We start from the raw sequence: 14,102 nt of genomic DNA, 5'->3' as shown, positions 1-14,102 counted from the left end.
AGCGGTCTTATTCATGTTAGTGCTAGTCTTCGTCTTCCGGACCCGGTGCACGCATCATGCTGGCCTGCAAAGTTGGAACGACGGCCGCCTTTTTCAACTGCCACTTGCCTTTGTGCCATCTCCATAATGAAGTGACGTAGCCTAAGGTATCTGAATTGGCTATGCCGGTGATACGCTGAACACCCTTCAGCTCACAGAAGCCGTCCTTATTCACATCGACAGGCTTCAGCAAGCTGTAGGCATCCACATTGACGATGATCGGCTTCACAATCTTCCCTTGGTTGTACACCCCAAACTGCTCGTAAGCTTCCTTCCGATCCGAAATATCAAGGGTGAAGGATTTACCCGTTTCCTCGATTTTCATCTTCACCTTATAGTTATTCTTAAAGGTCGCTTTCACATGCAGCGGTTCGGGCATCGGAATGTTGGTTGGCACGTTATTTTTGAGCGAATAGATGTAATTCGAAGTAAACCCGCCACTGCCGCCAGTATCAGAAGTCACATAAATCTGAGGCAGCATGTCGTGGATAAAATCACAGAAGTCCATCCTCGGGTTATATCCGCCTTCCAGCGGAATCACAACCTGTGCCTGACCTTGTCCTACAACGGAGATAAACAGCTTGTCATAATAAGGGCTGTTCATGTCCGATTTCAAGCCAACGAGAGAAACCAAATCTAATTTACCATCGCCGGTGACATCAATTTCACGCGTTTGAATGAGCTGGCCCTGTCCGCCCTGAGGAGGTGTCAGTTGTGTAGGAGGTGGCGGCACCGTTTGCGCGAAGGCCTCTGCCGATCCACTGTAGGCTAAGCCGCCGCTCATCATAACACTGATTGCTGCAATGTGCAGCGCAATTGTAAACCTTTTTCTAAACCGAGCCATCTGTCGCACTTCCCATCATGGAATTTAATTCGGTTTATTATTTCAAATTATTCCATGGGGTATGCGAGGAAGAACCGAATATTTACATACGAATACGACCATAGTCAATGAGGTGCTTTTTTTGAAAATAGATCGTCTGCTCGCCATCACCATGCTGTTGCTCAATCGTCGACGCATTAGCGCCAAAGAGCTTTCCGAACGGTTCGAGGTGTCCTTACGCACCATTTATCGGGATGTGGAAGCCATTAACCAAGCCGGTATTCCAGTCGTTTCCTATGCGGGGCTCAGTGGTGGTTACGAAATCATGGGCCAATATCGGCTCGACCGCCAGTTTCTGTCTTTGGAAGAACTACAATCGATCATCATCGGCCTCAAAGGGATTCGCGCTTCCATCGGCGACCAAGAAATCAGCAACTTGCTGGATAAGGTTGGTGCACTAGTCACCAAATCTGAGCAACCCGCTGCGACCAGGCTAGGTAACCAACTGATCCTCGACATGAATCCATGGCAGAATGGCCATCACAATATCGAGCAGCTAACAGCCCTCCGAACCGCCATTAAGGAGACAAGGCTCGTTACTTTTTCATATATGTCATCTCAAAGCGAATCGTCCATTCGAACCGTGGAGCCCATGAGCATCGTAGTCAAAGGCCTAGGCTGGTATTTGCATGGGTACTGCTTGCTGCGTGAGGATTTCCGGGTTTTCCGATTATCCCGTATGCATGAAGTCGACGTGCTCCTCCAAACATTCGAACGCAAATCAGAAACACTGGAACAACTTGATTATCGTTGGGGCAAAAGAGACCCCTCCATCCTAATTACGCTTGTGCTACACGCACAGCCGAATGTCAGGGCGCAGATCGAAGACTATTTCCGTCCTGAGCATGTAACTATGCAGCCAGACGGAACGCTCGTAGTTAGATCGACGCAGCCCGATGAACCTTGGCTGCACGGCATGCTGCTCAGCTATGGTCCGAGCCTGCGAATTATTGAGCCTGCGCATATCGCAGCAGCAGTCAAAGAGAAGGCAGAAAAAATAGTTGCCCTCTATGCGACTCACTGACATTTTGTTGTCAGTGAAGTTTGTCTATAATAAGGCTAAGACGCGTGCAACACACCATGAGCAATAATAAATATGAAAAACATAGCCCTGCAGCCGACGTATCTAAATATGAAAGCCACACTTATAATTCCAGTTTTTACCTGGCCAAAAACTTTAAGGAGGACAACCCCCATGATCAAAATGATTGAAGATTTCGTAACCGAATACACCCGAGAAGCGAAAGGTACCCAACGTGTGCTGGATGTCCTGACAGATGCCTCACTTGCTCAGAAGATCACACCTGAACACCGTTCCCTTGGGCAAATTGCTTGGCATGTCGCAACAACGATCCACGAGATGCTATCTCGCACGGGGTTGACATTCACAGCCCCTGAAGGGGAAGAGCTTGCTCCCGCTTCTGCGCAAACCATTGCCGACACCTACCGCTCATCTGCTGCCGCAGCCATTCAAGCCATTCAGTCGCAATGGACAGATGCAAAGCTGACCGAGACCAGCGATATGTACGGTGATCAGTGGCCAAATGGACTTACGCTGCGCATCGTCATTTCCCATGAAATTCACCACCGCGGTGAGATGATCGTCCTCATGCGCCAAGCCGGGCTGATCGTACCAGACATTTATGGCCCTACACGGGAGTGTTGGATCGACATGGGTATGCAGCCATTGGTGTAGGGTTTTAGCAAGAGGGCCTTTGGAGAAAAATTAGAAAGAGTTGTCAATCAAGTATCCTTACTCAACTTGATTGACAACTCTTTTCAATTCCCTTCACTCACCAGTCCTGCCTGCTGAAACTTACGCTAAAATGGCTCGTGTATTACGCAAGATCTCTTTCATACAATCGGAGTCACCACGATCACCTGACTCGTCATCCCCACAAAAAGCCCATTCTCCACCACACCCGGTATCCCATTAATCAAAATGACAATCGATTGCAGATGATCAGCATCAAACTTTAGGCTCGCAGCCTAAGCCACGAAGCTTATTCATCGTCAATTCATAGCCAAACTTCACAACCTCCACAGGGAGTGGAAATGTGCCAAGTTGCTGTACCAGCTTACTTTCATCCACGATAATGATCAGCTTCTTACTCGAAAATACAACGATTTTCTCCCGCAGCAGCGCGCCACCCCCGCCTTTGATTAATTGCTAAGCGTGGTCCACTTCGTCTGCCCCATCGATCGTGACATCGATTTCTGAGATATCTGCAAGAGGAATAAGGGGGATGCCTAATTCATGAGCCAGCTTCTCGGACGCTTCTGAGGTGGCAACTGCCGAGATTTGCAGGCCATTTTGCACCCTAACACCTAGCCGTTGAATCGCCCAGTAGGCTGTTGATCCGGTTCCCAAACCCACGATCACCCCATCCCGAATATCCTCAACGGCTAGTTCTGCCGCAGCTTTTTTCGCTTCCACCTGTGCACGCTCCTCACTTCCATTAGATCGGAATCCTATTTAACTCTGTTGCCACTTATTTTACAACATCCAGGAAAGTTGTCGGTTCCACCAGTCATGCAGGAATCCATGCGTGGATTCCTCTCATGGGCTATACTGGAATAAAAAGGAGGCGATCCTCTGTGCAAAATAAAACGGTACTCATCACCGGAGCTAACTCCGGCATGGGCCTTGCCACGACGGTGGCTTTGGCTAAACAAGGCGCCACTGTCATCATGCTTTGCCGCAGCCGACAAAGAGGTGAGCAGGCACTCCAAGAAGCGCGCCGCCAGAGCGGCTCCGCGCACATTGAGCTGATGCTGTGCGACCTCGCTTCGCTTGCGAGCATCAGGGCTTTTGCTGCGGCGTTTCTCGCCAAGCACGACGTGCTGGATGTGCTCGTAAACAACGCGGGCGTCGTCAACGTGAAGCGGCAAATTACAGCAGATGGCTTCGAGGCCATGATGGGCATCAACCATCTTGGTCACTTCCTGCTGACCCAGCTTCTGCTGGAGGCCATCAACCGCTCTCCGCAGGGGCGGATCGTCAATGTCTCTTCTGGCGCCCACAAAATCGGGCGCATTGACTGGAACAACCCTCACCTGCAGCGAGGGTTCCGGGTTTGGAACGGATACGCCCAGTCGAAGCTGGCGAATATCCTGTTCACCCGAGAGCTCGCGAAGCGGCTCGCAGGCACTTCAGCCACGGCCAACTCGCTCCATCCAGGAGCCGTGGCCACGAACATCGGTGTCGATCGCGACACCGGGTTTGGGAAGGCCGTGCATGCGATGATGCGGCCGTTTTTCTTGACGCCGGCGCAGGGCGCGGATACGGCGGTGTTTTTGGCCACGAGCCCGGACGTAAGGACGGTCAGCGGCGAGTACTACTACAGGCGGCAGATTGCGCCTGTGTCCGCAAGAGCGAAGGACGATGCGCTAGCCCGTCAGCTCTGGGCTTGGAGCGAGAAACAAGTCGGGCTAACAGACGGTGCGTAACAGGATCAAAAGGAGCTCACTCCCTGCCCTCCTCTCGCAGAAACTGCGGATAGCTCGTCATCTATAAGGGTACGTTATAGGGAGCATTTACCTTATTTACGGAGTGTGACGACCCTTGGACTTCATACACAGTCAAGAATCGCTAACTGCCATGCAGTGGATATTACGTGCCATCGTAGGCTACTTTTTCCTGCTTATCACCGCCAAAGCATTAGGCCAACGCTCGATCTCCCAGCTGCGTTTTCTCGATTTCGTCATCGCTCTCATCCTAGGCAATATCATGGCTCACCCGCTCTCTGACGAGCACTTATCCTTAAAAGGCTCTATGATCACCACTCTTACGCTCGTCGTGCTATATCTCATAACCTCTTGGCTGAGTCTAAAATGGAACTTCCTCAAGCATCTCTTTGAACCGTCACCACTGACGCTTATTCAACACGGACAGCTTCGCATGGGCGGCCTGCGCAAAGCCAAAATCTCCGTCGACCACCTCTTCTCGGAGCTGCGCAAGCAACAAGTTGAAGATATAGAGAAGGTTGCGCTCGCATTGTGGGAGCCTGGCGGAATGGTCTCCGTATTCCTCGAGCCGCAGTATCAAACGGTGACCACCAAAGATATGGCACTCCCCAGCGATCCCTTCTCCCTTGTGAAGCCAATCATCATACAGGGTGCCTACGATAAAAAGCTGCTCGCGCAGCAGGGAAAAAATCTGGCTTGGCTGGAAGCGCAGTTGCATACCGCACAGGCCCAACTCGAGCATGTCGTGCTTGCAACCATCGATGATCAAAACCAGGTACGTGTGTACACAGGACTGGACACACCTCAAGACGAATAAGCGCTGCAATAAGCGTTGGTTCGTCTTTTTTGGCGGCGGGGGTGGACTGATGGAAAGGGCATTTATTGCTGGAAAAGCGTGTTTACGTGCATCCCCCTTCCATTCAGAGTCCCCACTGGCGGACGCAAGCACATTAGATGGATTTTCTACAGCTATTTTCCTCGCATATGCCCATTTTTCTAATCTAGATGGAAAAACTCCATCTATTTCCACCAATCTCCCCACCTTCGGGCCCAATGCGCGATATTAGATGTACATTTTCCAGTTAATCGCCCCAAAGTAGCGTTGGCAGCTAATTTACCTACATTAAATCCAGTTATTTCAAAATATCCATGCATTCCATGCCCTATCCCCTTCCAGCGGACAACCTCATTATGTTATTATGTAGTTACGTAATTAAATAATTTAAATGAGGTGATCCATTTGAGCACGACACGGGATTATGGCACCGAGCTGGATGCTTTGCAGGCACAAATGAACCAACTGGGACAGCTGATTCAGCAATTACTGAAACGGGATGGACAGGAACATTCCCCTATTTTCACACACACCAAAGAGGCTCCCGCTTCCGATGAGCTTGGCCGTTTATTTTATTCGGGGCAGTATCGGGGAGAGCAGGCAAGCTACCGCTGGGAGCCGCAGGACAAACAAGTCAGTCAGTTACTTCAACTGGATAGCGATAAATTAGCCAAAGTACTAGGCGCGCTTGCACATAAGCAGCGTTTGGATATTTTACGATTAGTGCTACAAGAGCCGCTCACGGGGCCTGAGCTTGTGGAACGCTTGAATATGGGAACAACGGGACAGCTTTATCATCACATGAAAGCCTTAGTTGGCGCAGATTTGCTTGTGCAAGAAGAACGAGGCGGAACGTATGCAATCCCGGGCCATCGCGTGCTCCCTCTTCTATTACTGCTGGCGGCCGCTTCCGATCTGATGGATACAACGGATTACATCGCGATGACGGAGGTACGGACGAATGCTCCTGCTTACTTAGGCAACACAAATGAGACCTACAACTCGCACCTGCTTCTCTGGGCTGTCGTAGAGAACTGCCTTATGGAGCATCAGCATGGTACGTGCACGGAGGTTAGTCTTATTTGGCATGCGGATGGCAGTATGACGGTCTCCGATAATGGCCGGGGCATCCCTGTTTATGCCTTGCCTGGTGTAGAAGTGCCCCGTGTCCAATCTGTTCTGACGGATATGAGCCACCTTCGCGGGAGTGCCCAGTTCTTTGCACCAGGCAGTGAAAAAGGCATCAGCATGCCGGTTGTCAACGCGCTCTCCAGCAAGCTGTCTGTCACGATCAAGAGGGATGGTTGCATTTTTCAGCAGCACTATAAGCATGGCATTCCTCAGAGTGAGGTCCAAACGGTGGGCTTGACGAAGGAAACGGGAACCAGTGTGACTTTTTTGCCAGATCGCGCTATATTCATCCAGTCGTTTGACTTCATCCTACTTCAACAACAAGCCGCCGAGCTTGCAGCCTCCTATCCAAACTTAACCCTGATCGTGTGGAGCGATTCCGATTAATTTTTCCCTAATATGTTAAAATGACCCCGGCGATAACTAAGGAGCACGACCCCTGTATTGGGATCCGTCTTCCTTTGCTATGTGCCGGGGTCATTATTTACACTCGCATAAACCGCTTTTCTACTTTTTTGCTAATAACCAGCGAAATACCGATGAATAAGACCACATAAATAAGCTCGTACGGATTATTCACGAACCGCTTCAAATCATAGCCAATAAAGCTAACGGACATGACCATTACCGCTTTTCCCGCAGCAACGGCCACCAAGAAAGAGCGAAAACGCATCTGGACGAGCCCAGCAGCCATATTGATGACTACGAAGGGGCCAAGAGGGAATAGGCTAAGAATGAAAACATAGTTAAACGCATGTCGCCGCGCCCAATTCAGGCTTTTTTGAACCTTCGGTTTCTGCGACCAGCGCACGAGGAAGGGGTGGCCTGCCACCTTTTTAACAATCGCAAATGTCACCAAGCAACCGCACACGATTCCGATCCATGAGTACAGAAAGCCGAGCCACAGCCCATAAACAGCCGCGTTCACGCTAATGATCACCAGTGTAGGGAGCGGTGGAATGAAGGATTTCATAAAAGGAAGCAGCAGCCCTGGCAACGGACCGAATGAACGGTACTTGTCCAATAGCAGCATTAAATTTTCTTCGGTTAGATAGGATAAGAGCTCTTTGATATCCATATGCATGTGAAAAGCCTACTGATCTCAGCCTTTCCTCTCCTCTCGTTCATATGGCACGATTATAGCATGACGCCCTGGGCCCGCGCACGGTTAAGCACAAAACAAGCCGATACCGGATGCCTCCAGTATCAGCTTGGCTTTCAAACTTATTTCATTTAAATTTGTCGGGGAACTGCTTAATGATCCCCTCCGACAACATATCGGCATACATCATCATGTGATCTTCGCCTTTGTCATAAGCAAGGATCTCGGCTTTCCAATCCTTTTTCAGCCGAGCAGTAGCTTGATCGGTAACGAACTGCAAGTGCGCATAGAGCATGTCCCTCTGTTCTTTCTCCGACCAGTTCGGGTTAGCCGCGCTTAGAAATTTGGCGAGATCATCCGCATTCCGGTACCACTCTTTGTTGAATTTGGCTAGTTCGGCTTGATTACCGCTTTTGGCCGCGTCTACGACCCCTCCAGCCAGGACAATGTGCTCTCTCAACAGCTCAGCCAGCTTATTACCCGCCGCATCTCCATACAATGGCTTGATGGCATCACCGATATCCTGCTGATTCTTCAACAACCTTGCCAATACATCCTTCTGATCCTCTAGCCCTGCAACCGCACTAACAATGTAGCTCCTAGTCCAGCCCACATGATCAACCCAAAGTCTCCTCATGTCTTGATTAAGCTTCACCTTCGATGCCGACCAACAGACCCCGGAACCTGGCTCTTTCCCGGCTGCCTGTGCGCCGATTGGCATGAAAGTGAAGGAGAAAACCATCGTTACGAGCAGCGTTACTAAAAGGAACCTTCGTTTCATAAAAATCTTCTCCTCTGTTTGCAATTCTCGAACATGGTTATTTTGAGCAAAAATAGCTAATTTATGCCCTCACCCTTCTCCTGTAAGCAAAAAGACCCTCAGCTACTGGCTGAGGACCTCCGTGTGATTTCTATTGTCTCCGCTCGAAAGCGAGACGCACAGCCAACCCGGCCAACACGCTCCCCATCAGCCACCGCTGGAGCTGCAGCCATTTCGGACGCGTGCCGAACCATCCGGCAATATGGCTTGCCGTTAGCACGATCAAGAGATTCACCGTAAAGCTCACCGTGATTTGCGTGAGTCCCAGCGTTGCGCTTTGCAGCAATAAGGAGCCTCTTGCCGGGTCCTCGAATTGAGGTAAGAGCGATACATATAGGACCGCAGCTTTTGGATTCAGCAGGTTAGTCATGAATCCCATCAGAAATATCTTCTTAGGCGGATCAACGGGTAGTGTCCGAGCGGCCAGCACGGATCTGGCACCGGGCTTTACAGCCTGCCAAGCCAGCCAAAGTAAGTAGGCAGCTCCGGCCAGCTTCACAGCGTCGAACACCAGGGGTGCTGCCAAGAAGAGCGCCGAAAGCCCTAACATCGTGGTCACGATGTAGACCATGAAGGCAAGCACAATCCCTAACAGCGAGATGATCCCAGCCATCCTCCCCTGCGTGACCGAGCGTGAGATTAAGTAGATCATGTTAGGTCCGGGCGTGCACACCATGCCTAGTGCGACTAAGGCAAAGGCTAGCAGCGTCGTGAATGTCATTTCGTGGTGGGCCCCCATTCGGTTATTGGTTTAGTATATTTATACATTATTTTGTATTTTAATACATTGTATGTTGGGGTGAGCACACTGTCAATAGTGGGTTACATCCGTACATCCTCGGTAGGTCCAGCAGGAAGTATGGCAGTGCTTCACGAACTTCAACATGTGAACTGTCAAACATTCTAGGGTAACAGGGAGAGGACGTATTTCCGTGAAAATTACGAAATTAGAATTGTTTAAAGTGCCGCCAAGATGGTTGTTTTTGAAAATCGAAACGGATGAGGGTATCACTGGATGGGGAGAACCTGTCGTTGAGGGAAAAGCGGATACGGTAGCAGCAGCCGTGATGGAAATGAGCGACCATATCATCGGAAAGGATCCGATGCGGATCGAAGATATGTTTCAGGTGCTGTACCGCGGTGGATTTTATCGTGGAGGGCCTATTCTCTCGAGTGCGATTTCTGGTATCGAACAAGCACTCTGGGACATTAAGGGCAAGTTCTATAACGCCCCTGTGTATGATTTATTAGGTGGTGCATGCCGCGACCGCACGCGTGTCTATTCTTGGATTGGCGGAGACCGCCCAAGTGACGTAGGTGAATCTGCTAAGCTGCAGGTTAAAGCAGGCTTCACTGCGGTAAAAATGAATGCTACGGAAGAAATGCATTACATAGATTCGATCAGTAAAGTAGATGAAGCCATTGCGCGCATTGCGGCCGTCCGTGAGGCCGTTGGCAAAGACATCGGCATCGGGATCGACTTCCACGGTCGTGTACATAAATCGATGGCGAAAATCATCGTGAAGGAACTCGAGCCCTATCGCCCGATGTTCATTGAAGAGCCTGTTCTGCCTGAAAACAATGAGGCACTGAAGGAAATCGCTCGCTATACGTCTTGTCCCATTGCAACGGGTGAGCGCATGTATACGCGTTGGGGCTTTAAAGAACTACTGGCGCAGGGCATCGTAGATATCATTCAGCCTGATCTTTCGCATGCCGGAGGCATCTTAGAAACCCGCAAAATCGCCGCAATGGCCGAAGCGTATGACATTGCTATTGCACCGCATTGTCCGCTTGGCCCCATTGCATTAGCTTCCTGTCTGCAGCTGGATATCTGCTCGCCAAATGCGTTCATTCAGGAGCAAAGCTTGGGCATACACTATAATCAAGGCAGCGATCTGTTGGATTATTTGAAAGATCCGACTGTGTTTCAATACGAAGCCGGCTTCGTGAAGAATTTAACGGCTCCGGGTCTAGGGATCGAAATCGATGAGGAGAAGGTCCGTGAAATGGCGGCCATCGGGCATAATTGGAAGAATCCAGTTTGGCGCCAAGAGGATGGTACTGTAGCGGAGTGGTAGGTTGATTGAACGAATAAAGACCGCATCCTCTTGAGATCTTGAGAGGGTGCGGTCTTTATTTGTTATTTAATCGCTGCAACAGGAGGAAAGTCTCGCGCAAGTCCTTCTGACCAAGGAGAGAAAATAACTGGATTTATTGCATCTAAATTCGGCTATTTTCTCCTCCTAGAGCAAGTAACTGGATTTTCTCCCGTTAATTTCGGCCGATTTCGTCAAACTGAACTATGAGGGCCAATTTAGCTGTGGAATTTCCATTTAATCCTCCGTAAATAGAGATCCCACCGAAATTAGCTGTAGAAAATCCATTTAAATAATTAAGGCGCCTAAACAAGGTTCAAGCCTCCAGCGGATGAACCGCCTCATGGAGCAGCTGATCCAACTCAGCTGCATAAGCCGCTGTCTGCGCTTCGCTCCATCCGAAGCGCTCCGCCAGGAAGGCCGCCGCAGGCGCCTTCCACTTCCTTGCCCACGCGATATCGAAGAAGAGGGCGCCCGTGCGGCGGATGAAGAAATCCGCCGGCTTCACGACCATCTCATGCTGCGTAGCGTACACGAGCGCAGCGAGCACCGCGGCGGGCATGCCCCGCCGCTTTGCCTCACCCCGGTGCTGCTCCAGCAGCGCGAATACGGCGTCCACGTTGGACCCGTATCGCTGCGCGAGCAGCATCGCCTCTGGCTCAGTCAGCCCCAGCCGCAGGCCTTGGCTGACCTTGCTGCGCAAGAACGTCGCCAGCTGCGCGGAGCCGCCCACATCGCCGCCGGATATCGGCAGCGTCTTCGTGCGGCTCGGCGGGAGCGCCGCCGAGACCTTGCCCTCCGCCACCAGCATGTCGGCGATCTGGTTCACGACCGACTCCGCCATTTTGCGGTAGCCGGTCAGCTTGCCCCCGGCCATCGAAATAAGGCCGGAGCCAGAAATGAAGATTTCGTCGCGCCGCGAAATCTCAGAAGGATCTTTGCCCTCCTGATGGATCAGCGGGCGCAGCCCGGTCCAGCTCGATTCGACGTCGGCCTCTGTCAACCCGAGGGACGGAAACATCTCGTTCGCGGCGTGCAGTACGTAGGCGCGATCCGCCATGGTAATGCGGGGATTCGCAATATCCCCTTTGTAGTTCGTGTCGGTTGTGCCGACATAGGTTTTGCCATCGCGCGGGATCGCAAACACCATCCGCCCGTCCGGCGTATCGAAATAGATCGCCTGCCCCAGCGGGAATCGGCGCTGATCAAACACCAAGTGCACACCCTTGGTCAAATGCAAGGTTTTACCCTGCTTCGAGCGGTCCATTTCGCGAAGGGTGTCCACCCACGGCCCTGCCGCATTCACGATTTTGCTCGCATACATCGCGTAGGATGCTGTTTGATCTTTTAGGTTTTCGCGATCTGCTCTAACCAACTGATCCACAACCTTTACCCCTACCACCTTCCCGTCCTTCATAACCAACTCCTCAACCTTGGCATAATTCACCGCCATCGCGCCGAGCTCCACCGCTTTTTTCATAACCTCAATGGTTAGCCGAGCATCATCCGTACGATACTCGACATAATAGCCGCCGCCTCTGAGATCTTTCTTCTTCAACAAAGGCTCATGCTGCAAAGTTACATCAGGGCTGAACATTTTACGCCGTTCCGATCGCTTGACCCCCGCCAAGAAATCGTACACCCGCAAACCTAGCGACGTAGACAGCTTACCGAATGTTCCTCCTTTATAAAAAGGCAACAGCATCCACTCCGGCGTCGTCACATGCGGTCCATTTTCGTACACAATCGCCCGCTCTTTGCCCACTTCTGCTACAACTTTCACGTCCAGCTGCTTCAAATAGCGCAGACCGCCATGCACCAATTTCGTCGAACGGCTCGACGTCCCCGAAGCAAAATCCTGCATCTCAATTAAAGCGGTGCGAAGCCCTCGACTCTGCGCGTCAAGTGCAATTCCCGCGCCCGTAATCCCGCCGCCGATCACGATCACATCGAAAGGTTGCTGCGCCATCGCCTCAAGCGTCTCTTTCCTCTTTAACCCACTAAACGCCGTACGTTGTTCAGCCTGTTTGTGTTGATCTATCCGTTTATGTTGTCCAGCTTCCATTTGCCCTGTTGTCATCCGAGTCTCTCCCTTTTTGCGAAAATGAAAAAACCACAACAACCCTATCACGTTTGCACGTTAAGGTCCGCTGTGGTTTCTCCTAGTCTCCAACCGAATATGAACTTGTTAGGTGTAGTATAACACTGTATGCCTTTATTTAAAAACAATTGCGGCATTTACTGCCTTTTTCCATCCGCTGTATAACTTCTCTTGTAGGTCTGCTTCCATTTCCTGTTCAAAAGCCCGATCCACCTGCCACTGTGCCGCAATTTCCGCTTGATCCTGCCAGAAGCCCACTGCGAGACCTGCTAAGTAAGCCGCTCCAAGCGCCGTCGTTTCATTGATAACCGGACGCTCAACTGTGACTCCCAGCATGTCGCTTTGGAACTGCATGAGGAAGTCGTTTTTCACGACACCGCCATCGACCCGCAGCTTGGTTACCTCGATCCCCGAATCGTCCTCCATCGCTTGCAGCACGTCCTTTGTCTGATACGCAAGTGATTCCAGCGTTGCCCGGATGAAATGCTCCTTCGACGTCCCCCGTGTCAGCCCAAAAACCGCGCCCCGCACATCGCTGTCCCAATAAGGCGTCCCAAGCCCTACAAAGGCGGGAACCACGTACACCCCATCGGTCGATACGACACGTTTGGCGTATTCCTCTGAATCCTTCGCGGATTTGATCATGCGCAGCCCATCTCGCAACCACTGGATCGCCGAGCCCGCCACGAAAATGCTGCCCTCCAGCGCATACTCAACCTTCCCGTTCAAGCCCCATGCAATGGTTGTCAAAAGGCCGCTGCGCGACGGAATCGCATGATTCCCTGTGTTCATCAGCATGAAGCAACCGGTGCCGTAGGTGTTTTTGGCCATGCCTTTTTCAAAACACGCTTGACCGAAAAGTGCCGCCTGCTGATCTCCTGCCGCACCTGCAATCGGAATCGAAGCCCCGAAGAATAGACTTTCCTGCGTATGCCCATACACCTCAGACGACGAACGAACCTCCGGCAGCATCGCTGCAGGAATGTCCAAATGCCCCATCAGCTCCTCATCCCACTTCAGCTCATGAATGTTGTAAATGAGCGTTCGCGAAGCGTTCGAGTAATCCGTGACATGCGCCTTACCGCCCGTCAGCTTCCAGATAATCCACGTATCCATCGTGCCAAAAAGTAAGTCCCCCTGCTCCGCTTTCGCTCTAGCACCATCGACGTGGTCGAGGATCCATTTGATTTTGGTCGCCGAAAAATACGCATCAATTAACAGCCCCGTCCGCTCCCGAAACAGGTCGCTAAGTCCCTGTGCCTTGAGCTCTTCACAAATGTCCGCCGTCTGTCGCGACTGCCACACGATCGCATGATACACCGGCATTCCCGTATGCCGATCCCACACAACCGCCGTTTCCCGCTGGTTCGTGATCCCGATTCCCGCAATGTCTGCAGGCTGCACCCCGGACTCGGACAAAAGCGTCGCGATCACACTTTGAATCGACAGCCAAATTTCGTTCGCATCATGCTCAACCCAGCCTGGCTTCGGAAAATACTGCGTAAACTCCTGCTGAGCCGTATGGATGATACTCCCTTTATGATCAAATAAAATCGCTCTAGAACTCGTTGTCCCCTGATCGAGAGAAAGGATATAGGAGGGCTTGGAACCCGTAGTAGTCATG

General features: G+C 51.3%; 12 protein-coding genes and 1 pseudogene. 6 read left to right on the top strand and 7 right to left on the bottom strand.

Features of this window, described 5'->3' with window-relative positions:
* Window positions 1–22 precede the first annotated feature (22 nt).
* A complete protein-coding gene (locus AC1DVJ_RS03120; protein ID WP_477588272.1) occupies window positions 23–883 on the bottom strand; it encodes a hypothetical protein in 861 nt (286 codons plus the stop codon).
* 121 nt (window positions 884–1,004) lie between these two features.
* Between AC1DVJ_RS03120 and AC1DVJ_RS03115 the strand changes: the two genes are divergently transcribed.
* Window positions 1,005–1,946: a helix-turn-helix transcriptional regulator gene (locus AC1DVJ_RS03115; RefSeq protein WP_477588270.1), complete on the top strand. Its 942-nt coding sequence runs from the start codon at window positions 1,005–1,007 to the stop codon at window positions 1,944–1,946.
* Between the two features lie 171 nt (window positions 1,947–2,117).
* The gene (locus AC1DVJ_RS03110; protein WP_477588269.1) at window positions 2,118–2,618 is read left to right on the top strand and encodes a DinB family protein; all 501 of its coding nucleotides are present in this window, start codon (window positions 2,118–2,120) and stop codon (window positions 2,616–2,618) included.
* Between the two features lie 158 nt (window positions 2,619–2,776).
* Here AC1DVJ_RS03110 and rpiA read toward each other — a convergent pair.
* Window positions 2,777–3,359 (bottom strand): annotated as a pseudogene (gene rpiA / locus AC1DVJ_RS03105) (ribose-5-phosphate isomerase RpiA).
* A gap of 125 nt (window positions 3,360–3,484) precedes the next feature.
* Between rpiA and AC1DVJ_RS03100 the strand changes: the two are divergent.
* From AC1DVJ_RS03100 to AC1DVJ_RS03090, 3 genes are all read left to right on the top strand, one after another.
* Complete coding sequence (locus AC1DVJ_RS03100; protein WP_477588267.1) at window positions 3,485–4,372, top strand: SDR family oxidoreductase; 888 nt, start codon at window positions 3,485–3,487, stop codon at window positions 4,370–4,372.
* A 151-nt stretch (window positions 4,373–4,523) separates the two neighbouring features.
* Entirely contained in the window at window positions 4,524–5,207 is a 684-nt protein-coding gene (locus tag AC1DVJ_RS03095) for a DUF421 domain-containing protein (protein WP_477588265.1), read from the top strand.
* Window positions 5,208–5,630: 423 nt separating this feature from the next.
* Complete coding sequence (locus AC1DVJ_RS03090; RefSeq protein WP_477588264.1) at window positions 5,631–6,743, top strand: ArsR family transcriptional regulator; 1,113 nt, start codon at window positions 5,631–5,633, stop codon at window positions 6,741–6,743.
* Between the two features lie 97 nt (window positions 6,744–6,840).
* Here the strand turns inward: AC1DVJ_RS03090 and AC1DVJ_RS03085 are convergent, their stop codons facing one another.
* From AC1DVJ_RS03085 to AC1DVJ_RS03075, 3 genes are all read right to left on the bottom strand, one after another.
* On the bottom strand, window positions 6,841–7,434 hold the full coding sequence (locus tag AC1DVJ_RS03085) for a TVP38/TMEM64 family protein (RefSeq protein ID WP_477588263.1): 594 nt from the start codon (window positions 7,432–7,434) through the stop codon (window positions 6,841–6,843).
* A 151-nt stretch (window positions 7,435–7,585) separates the two neighbouring features.
* The gene (locus tag AC1DVJ_RS03080) at window positions 7,586–8,239 is read right to left on the bottom strand and encodes a glycosyltransferase (RefSeq protein WP_477588261.1); all 654 of its coding nucleotides are present in this window, start codon (window positions 8,237–8,239) and stop codon (window positions 7,586–7,588) included.
* Window positions 8,240–8,369: 130 nt separating this feature from the next.
* On the bottom strand, window positions 8,370–9,017 hold the full coding sequence (locus AC1DVJ_RS03075; RefSeq protein ID WP_477588259.1) for a LysE family translocator: 648 nt from the start codon (window positions 9,015–9,017) through the stop codon (window positions 8,370–8,372).
* 193 nt (window positions 9,018–9,210) lie between these two features.
* Here AC1DVJ_RS03075 and dgoD point away from each other — a divergent pair, with 193 nt between their 5' ends.
* Window positions 9,211–10,359, top strand: coding sequence for a galactonate dehydratase (gene dgoD, locus AC1DVJ_RS03070; RefSeq protein WP_477588257.1), 1,149 nt, complete (start codon window positions 9,211–9,213; stop codon window positions 10,357–10,359).
* Between the two features lie 334 nt (window positions 10,360–10,693).
* Here the strand turns inward: dgoD and AC1DVJ_RS03065 are convergent, their stop codons facing one another.
* Complete coding sequence (locus AC1DVJ_RS03065) at window positions 10,694–12,442, bottom strand: glycerol-3-phosphate dehydrogenase/oxidase (protein ID WP_477588491.1); 1,749 nt, start codon at window positions 12,440–12,442, stop codon at window positions 10,694–10,696.
* A 150-nt stretch (window positions 12,443–12,592) separates the two neighbouring features.
* Entirely contained in the window at window positions 12,593–14,101 is a 1,509-nt protein-coding gene (glpK, locus tag AC1DVJ_RS03060) for a glycerol kinase GlpK (protein WP_477588256.1), read from the bottom strand.
* Window position 14,102 lies beyond the last annotated feature (1 nt).

The sequence above is a fragment of the Paenibacillus sp. P4_A9 genome, from assembly GCF_056402415.1.
Note: the sequence above shows the minus strand (reverse complement) of the source record. Positions and strands in the feature narration are given on the sequence as shown.